7 protein-coding genes, 1 tRNA gene and 1 pseudogene are annotated in these 12353 nt (G+C 63.0%); all 9 read right to left on the minus strand.

Translation table 11 applies throughout. The annotated features are described in order from the left end of the window. Positions 1-448 (minus strand): annotated as a pseudogene (locus tag XdyCFBP7245_RS13750) (IS5 family transposase); the annotation flags it as partial. Positions 449-1578: 1130 nt separating this feature from the next. Next, positions 1579-1671: transfer RNA gene (locus XdyCFBP7245_RS13755), tRNA-Ser, on the minus strand. 84 nt (positions 1672-1755) lie between these two features. After that, positions 1756-1968 carry a carbon storage regulator CsrA gene (csrA, locus tag XdyCFBP7245_RS13760; protein WP_003481884.1) on the minus strand — a complete coding sequence of 71 codons (213 nt, stop codon included), beginning with the start codon at positions 1966-1968 and terminating at the stop codon, positions 1756-1758. Positions 1969-2107: 139 nt separating this feature from the next. Continuing rightward, positions 2108-4756: an alanine--tRNA ligase gene (gene alaS / locus XdyCFBP7245_RS13765; RefSeq protein ID WP_104616153.1), complete on the minus strand. Its 2649-nt coding sequence runs from the start codon at positions 4754-4756 to the stop codon at positions 2108-2110. A gap of 101 nt (positions 4757-4857) precedes the next feature. Next, positions 4858-5346 (minus strand): recombination regulator RecX, encoded by a 489-nt coding sequence (gene recX / locus XdyCFBP7245_RS13770; protein WP_104616154.1) that lies wholly within the window; start codon positions 5344-5346, stop codon positions 4858-4860. A gap of 251 nt (positions 5347-5597) precedes the next feature. Further along, positions 5598-6632 (minus strand): recombinase RecA, encoded by a 1035-nt coding sequence (gene recA, locus XdyCFBP7245_RS13775; RefSeq protein ID WP_104616155.1) that lies wholly within the window; start codon positions 6630-6632, stop codon positions 5598-5600. A 172-nt stretch (positions 6633-6804) separates the two neighbouring features. Continuing rightward, positions 6805-7446 (minus strand): transcriptional repressor LexA, encoded by a 642-nt coding sequence (gene lexA, locus XdyCFBP7245_RS13780; RefSeq protein WP_104616156.1) that lies wholly within the window; start codon positions 7444-7446, stop codon positions 6805-6807. Between the two features lie 66 nt (positions 7447-7512). Continuing rightward, on the minus strand, positions 7513-9189 hold the full coding sequence (ubiB, locus tag XdyCFBP7245_RS13785; RefSeq protein ID WP_104616157.1) for a 2-polyprenylphenol 6-hydroxylase: 1677 nt from the start codon (positions 9187-9189) through the stop codon (positions 7513-7515). A gap of 435 nt (positions 9190-9624) precedes the next feature. Continuing rightward, positions 9625-12150: a TonB-dependent receptor gene (locus tag XdyCFBP7245_RS13790; protein ID WP_104616158.1), complete on the minus strand. Its 2526-nt coding sequence runs from the start codon at positions 12148-12150 to the stop codon at positions 9625-9627. Positions 12151-12353 lie beyond the last annotated feature (203 nt).

Raw genomic sequence — 12353 nt, forward strand, 5'->3', positions numbered from 1 at the left:
GCCCCGGTGACGCACACCGCCAAGGGGACGCCGTTGCGGTCGACGATCAGATGCCGTTTGCTGCCGAGTTTTCCACGATCGGTCGGGTTCGGGCCGGTGTAGGCGCCCCCCGGGGGGCGGCCACACTGGCCGCGTCCAGACTCGCTCGGCTCAGATCCAACCGCTCGGCGCGCCGTAGCTCGGCCAGCAATACCTGATGCAGACGATGCCACACACCGGCAGCTTGCCAATCGCGCAACCGGCGCCAGCAGGTCATGCCGCTGCCATAGCCGAGTTCGATGGGTAGGTCTTCCCAGGGAATGCCCGTACGCAAGACATAGACGATGCCGTTGAGGGCTTGCTGATCACTGATACGCGGCCGTCCACCTTTGGGCGAACGCTTCACGTGCGGAATCAGTGACTCGATGCGCTTCCACAGCGCAATGGGGATCTCTTTGCGACGTGTCATGTACGCAACTTTGCCACCAGCGAGGCAAGATTCAAGGGGTTTTGTTAGCCGCTCTTAGTCAATTGGTCGTCAAGGCACGTAATCAGCGCGCCTGCAATTGCGTGCAATGGGTGATGCCCCACCTTGCAGCAGGGGCGCCATATAAACACGCGAGCAAGACAACACGCAGAGACCTCTGAAGCCTTAGATCCAATGCCTACGACCTAGTGTCTTCGGCCTTCTGCCTGCAGTTAACGCAGGTTGACTGCCTGGTTGAACGCAGAAGTTTGACCATGCAACTTATTGTTCGCTTGTTGGCTGCAAGCGATAGCTGCAAGCGAAGAGAGTTCGCAGCCTGCCAAGCACATTCTCCAACGGCCTGTTTTCCAACATCAGAAAAGATAAAGACGCACACCGAGGCGACAAGCAAAGCATGCGGACCGAGCGAAGTGGTAGCCGCCCACGGACAGGTTGCCTCGACAGCGCCCCTCGGTGCCGACATCGGCGAGAGACGGGACCGGTCAGACCCAGCAACTACATGTCGGTTGCGATCTGTAGGTTGCGCCGCACTGCGGGGCGGCAGTACCAGCAACAAACTGATCGTCCTGCGGCATGTCCTGCCATCACTCAAATCACCAGCCAGCAACGACACTCGCGAACGGCACCTTGCGGCGGCCATCCGTTATCGCAGGCGATACCGTTGAGCAGAAGCGAGCGCTGCCATTTGCGCCGCTCGCGTTTCGCAAGATGTCGGAGCTTCCCGCGACCAAGCTATCGATTGCATCTTTGTGCGTCTTCAACTCAGAAGCTCGTTTGCGCATTTTCAACCCACAGATTCGCCTGCCCCGAGCGTCGTAGGCTCACATCGTTGATGAAAAACGTACGGCACGCCATGTCACCGGCGACAAGCGATCCAACAACCTCGATAGCGGAGGCCGCGACGGTCACGGCGATCAAGAAATAGCGTCGCGGGAAGGCATGAGTGCTGAGCAGTCCCAAAGCTCGAGCAACGCATGACATCCGCAGGCCGTCGCAAGCGAGGCATTCGCAGTGGCGGTAGTTTGACTGCCGGCTATCGACTGGCGCTGCGCGCGCCCACCAGATCAAATAAAAACGCCCGCAAATCATTGATTTGCGGGCGTTTAGAACACTGGCGGAGCGAGAGGGATTCGAACCCTCGATAGAGCTTTTGACCCTATACTCCCTTAGCAGGGGAGCCCCTTCAGCCGCTCGGGCATCGCTCCAGTTTTTTGCGTCCTGCCGCGATGTCCGTGGCAGGCCGCGAAGAATACCGGGTAACAGGGGCTAACGTAAACCCTTTATGACGATCAATTCGAAGAATCGTCGCCGTGATGCGCGCCAGAGGCGACCGGCTCGTCCCCACGTTGGATGCGCTGATAAATCTCTTCGCGATGCACAGCCACATCTTTGGGTGCGGTAATGCCAATACGCACCTGATTACCCTTGACGCCGAGCACGGTAACAGTGACCGAGTCGCCGATCATCAAGGTTTCGCCTACCCGGCGAGTGAGGATCAACATTTTGCAAATCTCCTGGAACCGGTGGGTTTCCCACCAGCATCGACGGTCTCGTGAGTGAGACGCGCCCTGGGTAAAGGGACTAGACCAGAAATGGTAGCGGGACATCCTGCTAGCCAGCAAGGCATAGCAGGACGAGTGTTCAGCCCAAGTGTTGCTTGACCCAGGAGGGCACACCGTCGAGTGCGGTCGCAAGGGCGGGCCCGTCCTCGCCACCACCCTGGGCGAGATCTGGACGGCCACCGCCCTTGCCTCCGATCTGACTGGCGATATGGCCGAGGAGTTCCCCCGCCTTCACCTTGCCAGTTGGGCTGCCATTCACGCCGGCGACAAGCGCAACCTTGCCCGCCGATGCACCGGCCAGCACGATCACCGAATCGCCGAGCTGCTGCTTCAAGCGGTCCATCGCCTCGCGTAGCGCCTTTGCATCGAATCCTTCCAGACGTACGGCAACCACCTTGACGCCCGCCACGTCGACAGCACTGGCGCCAAGATCTGCCGTCGCGCCGGAGGCCAACTTGGCCTTCAGCGATTCCAGCTCGCGCTCAAGACGCTTCTGACGCTCGGTCAGTGCACGTACCTTGTCGACCACCTCGGTGGTGTTGCCGCCAAGCAGGCTTGCCGCCTCGAACAAGCGACGTTCTTCATCGGCAACGTAATCCAGCGCACCCTGCCCGGTCACCGCCTCGATACGGCGTACACCCGACGACACGCCGCCTTCGGAGGTGATCTTGAACAGACCGATGTCGCCGGTGCGGCTGACATGGGTACCGCCACACAGCTCGGTGGAATAACCACCCATCTTCAGCACGCGCACGTGCTCGCCATATTTCTCGCCGAACAGAGCCATCGCGCCAAAATCCAGCGCTTCCTGCATGGCCATGTTGTGCACTTCGACACTGTGATTGGTGCGCACCTCGGCATTGACCTTGTGCTCGACCACCGCAAGTTCTTCCGCGGTGATGGGCTGGAAATGCGAGAAGTCGAAACGCAAGCGATCAGGCGCCACCAATGAGCCCTTCTGCTGCACATGTGTGCCCAGCACTTCGCGCAATGCGGCATGCAGCAAGTGCGTGGCCGAGTGGTTGAGGATGGTCTTGCCGCGGCGCTGCACGTCGATGCCGCCTGCCAGCACATCGCCCAGCTCCAGCGTGCCTTCGGTGATGCGTCCGACATGCCCGTAGAACTGGCCGGCGAACTTCTGCGTGTCTGCGACGTCGATGGACACGTCGGTCGTGCTCAGCTGTCCGCTATCACCGACCTGGCCGCCGGATTCGGCGTAGAACGGCGTGCGATCGGTGAACACGATGACCTCATCGCCGGCTTCGGCACGCTCGACCGGGCGTCCCTGTTTGAGCAGTGCGACCACCTTGAGCGCGTCGGCGTCATACGCCTCGTAGCCCAGAAACACCGTCGGCGACATGGTCGCAACCAAGTCGGCGGGCAGTGCGACGCCGCCACCGAACTTGCCTGCCGCACGCGCGGTCTCGCGTTGGCGCTCCATGGCGAACTCGAAGCCCTCCATGTCCACGCGCATGCCGCGCTCGCGTGCGATGTCGGCGGTCAGATCGACCGGAAACCCATAGGTGTCGTAGAGACGGAATGCATCCGCGCCAGGAATCACGTCCTGCGAGCGCGACGCGACGTCGTCGAAGATTTTCATGCCGGCATCCAGCGTCTCGGCAAAACGCTCTTCCTCGGCCAACAGGGCGCGCGCCACGGTGTCGCGCGCAACCACCAGTTCCGGATAGGCCTCGCCCATCAGCTCGACCAGGGTGGGCACCATCTTGCTGAAGAACGGCTGGCGCACGCCCAGCATCCAGCCATGCCGCAGCGCACGCCGAATGATCCGACGCAGCACATAACCGCGCCCCTCATTGGAAGGCAGCACACCATCGACGATCAGGAACGAGCAGGCGCGGATGTGGTCGGCGATGACCCGCAGCGACTTGTTTTCCAGGTCGGCGATGCCGGTCAACGCACTGGCCTTGCCGATCAAGGCCTGGAACAAATCGATCTCGTAATTGGTATGAACGTGCTGCAGGATCGCCGCAAGACGCTCCAACCCCATGCCGGTATCCACACACGGCGCCGGCAGCGGCACCAGGGTGCCGTCGGGCTGCCGGTCGAACTGCATGAAAACCAGATTCCAGATCTCGATGAAGCGATCGCCATCTTCGTCCGGCGAACCGGGGGGACCGCCAGCGATGTGATCGCCATGATCGAAGAAGATCTCGGTACACGGGCCGCATGGGCCGGTATCGGCCATCTGCCAGAAATTATCCGAGGCGTACGGCGCGCCCTTGTTGTCGCCGATCCGCACGATCCGGCTTTCGGGAATGCCGATCATGTCTCGCCACAGGGCGAAGGCTTCTTCGTCTGTGTGGTAGACGGTCACCAGCAGGCGGTCGGCCGGGAGCTTCCAGACCTGGGTCAACAGTTCCCAGGCCCAGGCGATGGCGTCCTTCTTGAAGTAGTCGCCGAACGACCAGTTGCCCAGCATCTCGAAGAAGGTGTGGTGGCGCGCGGTGTAGCCTACCGAGTCCAGATCGTTGTGCTTGCCGCCGGCACGCAGGCATCGCTGCACGTCCGCGGCGCGCACGTAGCTGCGCTTTTCCGCGCCCAGGAACACGTCCTTGAACTGGACCATGCCGGAGTTGGTGAACAACAAGGTCGGATCGTTGCCCGGCACCAGCGGCGCGGACGGCACGATGGTGTGGCCCTTCCCCTCGAAAAACGCGAGGAAGTCACTACGAATCTGGGAAGTGCTGAATTTGGCAGGTGCGTTCATGGGCTGGCATTGGGCGGGCGGCAATCCCGGTCACCCAATGACATGTGGGCGCAGATGAGCGGAACAACCTTAAACCACGAAGGGTAGCAGGCCTGACGCCCTCAGTCCTCAAGGTCGAAGCGCGTGGCGCTACGAATACTGTTGCCATCGAAACCGCGCCGGACCAGCAGATCGGCGGCCTTGCGTCGCTGCGGCAGATCTAACGGACCCTGCTCGCCGAACCGGCGCCGGATCAGATCGCGTGCGTTCTCGGTCCAATCGCCTTCAAACGTCGCCATGGCAGCACTGATGGCCTCGCTATCCAGGCCATGGGTTCCGAGTTCGGCACGAATATGCAGGGGGCCATAGCCCGAGCCCGCACGATTGCGCACCACCGCGGCAGCAAACCGGGTGTCGTCCTGCCAGCCCTCGTCCGCCAGCCGCTCCACCGCCGCCTGTGCGGCATCTGGCTCGATACCGCGCGCCAACAGCTTGCGGTTCAATTCCTTGCGCGAATGCTCGCGTCGCACCAGCAGACCGAGTGCGCGCTGGACCGGCGTCTGCTCCTTGAACCGGCGCCCCCGCTTTGGTGCGGGCTCTTGCTCGTCCATCGTGACGTGTCCCCGATCGCTAAATCAATGCGCCCTCCATGGCGCCTGCCCTCCTGGCCTTCGATAGATCTATCGCGAGAAGCAACGGCACTGACTCCGCCGTCCCCGCGATAGAAAAACGTGCTGGCTTACCGTTCCATCTGCAGCGAGATGTCGCCAAGCGCTTGAGCCCGTCATGCACTGCGAGCACATGACGGAGATAGTGCGTAGTCCTGAGAGGCTCGACAGCAATGGCTTGCTGCCGGCAGCGCTTATTCCTTCTCGGCGTCGTCGCCCGCCTCGCGCGGAGCTTCGGCGGGCTGGAACTTCTCGCGCAGCTCGGCTTCGAGCTTGGCTGCCACCTGCGGATTGTCGCGCAGGTAACCACGTGCATTGTCCTTACCCTGGCCGATGCGCTCGTCGCCATAGCTGTACCAGGCACCTGCCTTTTCTACCAGCTTGGCTTCCACGCCCATGTCGATCAATTCGCCCTCGCGGCTGATGCCTTCGCCGTAGAGGATTTCGGTCACGACCTGCTTGAACGGAGGCGCCAGCTTGTTCTTGACCACCTTGATCTTGGTCTGGTTGCCGATGATCTCGTCGCCCTTCTTGATCGCGCCGATACGACGGATGTCCAGCCGCACCGAGGCGTAGAACTTGAGCGCGTTACCGCCGGTGGTCACTTCCGGGCTCTGACCCGGCATCATGACGCCGATCTTGTGGCGCAACTGGTTGATGAAGACCACCAGGGTGTTGGACCGCTTGATGTTGCCGGTCAGCTTGCGCAGCGCCTGGCTCATCAGACGCGCCTGCAGACCTGGCAGCTGGTCGCCCATCTCGCCTTCGATTTCCGCCTTCGGCGTCAGTGCAGCCACCGAGTCGATCACCACAATGTCGACCGAGCTCGAACGCACCAGCATGTCGGCGATTTCCAGCGCCTGCTCACCGGTGTCCGGCTGCGACAGCAACAGGTCATCGACATTGACGCCCAGCTTGGCAGCGTAGATCGGGTCGAGCGCATGCTCGGCGTCGATGAACGCAGCGGTGCCACCCAGCTTCTGACATTGCGCAATGGCCTGCAGGGTCAGGGTGGTCTTGCCCGAGGATTCCGGACCGTAGATTTCCACGACGCGGCCCTTCGGCAGGCCGCCGATCCCCAGTGCGATATCCAACATCAGCGAACCGGTCGGAATGATTTCGACCGCTTCGATCACGCGATCGCCCATGCGCATCACCGAGCCCTTACCGAATTGCTTTTCGATCTGGCTCAGTGCGGCGGAAAGGGCACGCTTCTTGTTCTCGTCCATCTGGGTGATCCTTGTCAGTGATTTCGGTGTGGAGCAAATGTAGCGGCGGTGTATCGCACAGGCTGAGACTGGCTGCGACACACTCAGATTAAGGTTGCGAACGTTGCGCTGGCAGCGGCGAATCCTGCAATGCCGGCTGGGAAAAACGCCAGCACAGGCATCGGTGCAGCCCTCAGCGATTGGGCCTCAACAGCCCGCAATACAGGCCTTCGATGGCGAAATCCTGATCCGGCAATACTTCGATCGGGGCGTAATCGGGGTTGCGTGGCAGCAGCCGGATGCGGTCCTTGCCGATCTTGAGCAACTTGACGGTGATTTCTTCATCGATCCGGGCCACCACGATCTGCCCCGAGCGCGCGTCGCGGGTACGGTGGACACCGATCAGGTCGCCGTTGAAGATGCCTTCGTCGCGCATCGAATCGCCCTGCACCTTGAGCAGATAGTCGGGCGACGGCGAGAAGAACACCCGGTCGAGCACGACGAAGTCGTCCGACCCGATATCGGCGCCGATCGGCAGGCCCGCTGCCACGCGGCCTAGCACCGGCAGACGCAGCACGTCGTCGCGCACTGGCTCGGCGACCGGCGGCGTCCGCGACTGCGCGCCCTGCCCGGCCAGCCGGATGCCGCGCGCCTGACCTGGGACACGGCGGATCGCGCCCGCCTGCTCCAGTGCCTCCAGGTGATACTGCGCGGCACGTACGCCCTTGAAGCCGAAGGCGCGGGCGATCTCGGTCTGCGAAGGCGGGACGCCGTCGGCGTCGATGCGCTCGGCGATCAAGGCCAGGATTGCTTGCTGGGTATCGGTCAGGTCCATGGTTAGTAGTATTACTACTAACGACGCCATGCGCAATAGCCCAGCGGGCGAGAACCCAGTCGACCGTTAGCGCCGGCTGCGCCAGATCGAGAACAGGATCCAGATGCCGCATACCCCGGCACCGATGAAGCCGCCCACGCCCAGCGCCAGCAGCCAGCGGCTGGCGCTGCCGCCGACGCTGTTCATGACGATCGACGAACCGATCACCAGGGCCGCGGTCACAATGCCCATGGTGAGCCGATTGGCGGCGCGGTCGACCTGCTCGCCGAACTCGCGCAGGGCGCGCGTTTCCACGTGCAGCTGCAACTTGCCGCGCCGTGCGGCCTGGATCAGGCGCTTGAGATCGCGTGGCAGATCGCCGATCAGATCGATCGCGCCGGTCACGGTACGCCGGCTGCGACGCAACATCGCGCTGGGCGCATAGCGCTGCAACACCACGCGCTCCAGATACGGCCGCGCTTCGGTAGCCATGTCGAAATCCGGATCGAGCTGGCGCCCCATCCCCTCGAGGGTGAGAAAGGCCTTGATCATCAACGCCAGATCCGACGGCAGGGTCAGCCCGTGGTCGCGCAGGATGGCGGTGACATCACCGAGCATCGCGCCGATGCGTAGCTCTTTCAGCGGCACGCCGCGGTATTCGTCGACGAACGCGCCGATGTCTTGTTGCAGCCGCGCCTCGTCGATATCCAGGCTGGTGCCGGCCCACTCCAGCAACACATCGATCACGGCGTCGGCGTCGTAGCTCACCATGCCGTGCAGCAGCTGCGCGACCTGGAAACGGCGCTGTTCGGAGACGCGCCCGACCATGCCGAAATCGATGACGGCGATACGCCCGTCGCGCAGATAGAAAATATTTCCCGGATGCGGGTCGGCGTGGAAGCAGCCGTCCTGCAGCACCATCTTGAGCACGATGCCGGCACCCGTGCGCGCAAGCGCCTTGCGATCCAGCCCAGCCGCATCGACCGACACCATGTCGCGCCCGGGGATGCCGTCGATGAACTCCTGCACATTGAGCGACTCGCAGGTCCACTGCCAATACACCGCGGGCACCACCACCTGCGGGTCGTGCGCGAAATTGGCGGCAATGCGCTCGGCATTGCGGCATTCGGCAGCGAAGTCGAGCTCGCGCCGCAGCGACACGGTGAATTGCTGTACCACTTCAGCCGGGCGGTAGCGCTTCAGATCCGGTGCGCGCGTTTCGACGATGTCGGCCAGCCGCGCGAGCAGGCGCAGATCCGCATCGATGGTGTCGCCGATGCCGGGCCGACGGATCTTCAAGACCACCGGCGTACCATCGGCCAGCCAAGCGCGATGCGTTTGCGCCAGCGACGCAGCGGCCAGCGGCTGTTCGTCCAATCGCGCGAACACGCTTTCCGGCTCTGCGCCCAATGCGGCGACCAATTGCGGCCGGATCTGTTCGAACGGCAATGCAGGGACCGCGTTTTGCAGTTCGCTCAGCTCTTCGATCCATTCCGGCGACAGCAAGTCGATACGCGTCGCCAGCACTTGCCCCAGCTTGACGAAGGTTGGCCCGAGCTCCTCCAGCGCACGACGCACACGCGTGGCGGCCGACATCCGCAAGCGGCCCTCGGCGTTGTTCCAGTGCAGCAACTTGCCGGCGCGTTCGAGCACGTCGGCCAACCCGATACGGCGCACCACATCGCCAAAGCCGTATCGAATCAGGACCGAGGCGATTTCCTGCAGACGCCCGAGGTCACGCACAGTGCCAAGTGCCTCCCACATCAGTGCACCGCCTGCGCAGGTTCGAAACGGGTGGCTGGCGCGCTACACGCCTGTGCGCAGGCCCCAACGTGAGCGATCTCTCGATGCGATCGCGCTGCCTTACGAACCGACCGGTCCACTACGACAGGCCCACCAGCATCACGTCCCGGCAAGCCAGCCGCGTGACTCCCCGCCTCACGCCACGCAAGCCGGTGCACATGCATTGCAACAACGCACGACGCACCAGGCGCGCTGCGCCGGATGAGGATGGATGGCAACGTATCGAACACGGCAGTGGGAAACGCGAACATCGGCACACAGGCTGGCGAACAGACTCTAGTTTGTAGCCGATCTCCCTGCCGCTGTCGCGCTTCTGTGCGCTGTGGGCTTAGCGTGGATTGTGCTGCGCACACTCTGCAGCTTCGACTGTGCAGCAGCCAGTGCGGCGTAGCGGCCTCAATACCGCAGTCGCAAGGTCACGCCATAGGTGCGCGGCGCGCCGAGAAACGCATTCCAGGAGCCGGCCTGCAGCGGCGTATCGATGACGATCTGCCGATAGGTTTCGTTCCCCAGATTCTCTGCCCACGCTTCCAGCAGCCAGCGTTTGTCGTCGGCGCCGACGCCCACGCGTGCATTGAGCAGGGTGTAGCCCGGCTGCGCCTTCTGCGGATCCAAATCACTGCCGGCGTTGTACTCAGAAGTGTATTTGGCGCCGACATTGAAACAGCCGGTCAACCGATTGCCCACGGCATGCTCGTAGGTGACCGATAGATTCGCCGACCAGCGCGGCGCAAAGCTCAGGCGGCTGCCAGGCAACAACGCCAACTCTGTATCCGGCAACGGGTCGTCGCCATACGTGGTGTCCGCATAGCTGAGCCCGCCTTGCAGCATCAGTCCGGGCAAGGCGCCCTGCCACAACAGTTCGGTGTCGATGCCGCGCGAGACCACGGTAGGAATGGCGCGCACCACGAAGCTGGTGCCGAGGAAGTTATTGAGCTGGAAATCGCTGAAATTCTGGTAGAACAGCGTCGCGTTCAAGAGCAGGTTGCCGCCGAGCCAGGTGGTCTTGGCGCCGAGCTCATAGCTGTCCACGAACTCGCCTGGAAATGCGGTGTCATCGACCGGCAGGATGCCTTGCACGCCACTGGACAGACCATCGGACGACTGCACACGATCCAGGTTGAAGCCACCGGCCTTGTAGCCGCGCGCCGCCGACGCATAGGTCATCAACGCATCATTCCAGCGATACGCCAGCTTGGCGGTACCGGACCACGCGCGCTCGGTGAGGCGTTGTTCGGTCAGGCGACCGGCGTGGGCACTATTGGCCCACGGCAGGCAGGTGAAGCCGATCACCTGCGGCGCGATGGCCGGCACTGCAGCCGCGGGCACGCCACGTGCGGTCAACGCTGCGCCAATACGTCGCAACGCCACCGGACTCACGCTGCCATTGGGTGCGAAATAACTGGCGCACGCCGGGCTGCCATCTGGATTTTCGAACGCGGATCGCAGCGCCTTGTGTTCGTAGGTGTAACGCAGGCCCACAACCACATCCAATGCGTCGGTGGCGTGCCAGGTGTTGTTGGTAAACAACGCCGCGCTGGTGCCATCTTGCCGAAAACGATCCTGGCTCCCCTGCCCGCGAAACAGGCTGCCCGCAGGCAGACCGGTGGCATCGGCCAGAAACCGCGTCGCATCGGCACGCGCAGCCAACGCCGGATTGACCCGTGCCAGTAGCACGCTGGACAGATAGGGTTCGTACGCACTGCCGAACCGATAGGATTCATTGCGATGCAGGGTTTCATCGGCGTAGAACGCGCCAACCAGCCAATCGATGCTGTCGGTGGATCCGGCCAGGCGCAATTCCTGGCTGAAGGTGCGGAATTTGGTGAGCATCTCGTTCTCGCGGGGTTCGCGATAGAGGATGTCGGCCGCGCCATAGTCGAAATCCAGGCCGTTGACCGACTTCCAATCGCGCAGCGCAGTGATCGAGGTCAGCACCGCATGGTTTAGCCAGGGAGTCGCCCAATCGACCTGCGCCGATACACCGCGGTCCTGGATATCCTGCGCGGTGCTGCGATTGCTGTAGGCACGGCGGCGGGCCGGCTCCGCGCGCGGACTGGTGCCCTGCCCACCCGGTGCCAATGCATCGATCAACGCAGCGGTCGGGCCACGCTCGGTGGTCACGGTGACGCAGCAATTTTCCTTGCGGCTGGTGGCATCGGCTGCCAGGTTGATATCCAGATCCTCGGTCGGTTCCCACAACAGCTGCACGCGCGCGGTCCGCAGGTTCTGGTCGCCATCATCGGTGGCGGTGCGTGGGCCGGCGCCGGTCACCACCTGTTCGAACCCATCGCGACTGCGCCTGGCCGCATAGACGCGCAACGCGCTGGTTTCGCCGAGCGCATCATTGAACGCGCTCGCGACGCCTAGCGCACCGTAGTTGCCGGCGGTGAGTTCGGCATCGGCACTGCGGGTAAAGCTCGGTCTGCGCGTGACCACATTGATCACGCCGGCCGAGGTGTTCTTGCCGAAGACGGTGCCTTGCGGCCCTTTCAGCACTTCGATGCGTTCCAGCTCACCAAGGTCGGCGAAGCTCACGCCATTGCGTGCGCGCGCCACACCGTCGATGACCACGCCGACCGACGATTCGAGCCCCGCGTTATCGCCAACCGTACCGATGCCGCGGATGCGCGCAGTGGTCTGCGCGGCGCTCTGGCTGCTGGTGACGATCAAACCGGGCACCAGCACCTGCAGTTCCTTGATGTCGTGCACGCCGCTGTCCTGCAACAGTTGCTCGGGCAAGACCGAGACCACTACCGGCACGTTCTGCAGCGATTCTTCGCGCTTTTGCGCGGTGACCTTGAGCGCAGACAGCGTCGTCGGCGTCTCATCCGCTGCGCTCTGTGCATACAGACAAGGCGCAGGCAGCGCAGCCAACAGTGCCAGCGTCAGCAAGGTGCAACGTTTCTGTTCGATTTTCATGCGTGTCCCCCCGACGGACGCCTGCGCGATGCGCTGCAGCCAATGCCGCAGCTGGCGCGAAACCTCACCTTAGCGATTTCGCTGCAATCCAAAGCGCGGGTAGCGGAATGCACGGAGCGCACGACGAATGCCGCCCCGCTAGGCATGCATGCTAGCCATGCGTCGCATGCGGCATTACTCAGGGCACGTGGAGACTCGGCGGT

The organism is Xanthomonas dyei, from assembly GCF_002939865.1.
GTDB lineage: Bacteria > Pseudomonadota > Gammaproteobacteria > Xanthomonadales > Xanthomonadaceae > Xanthomonas > Xanthomonas dyei.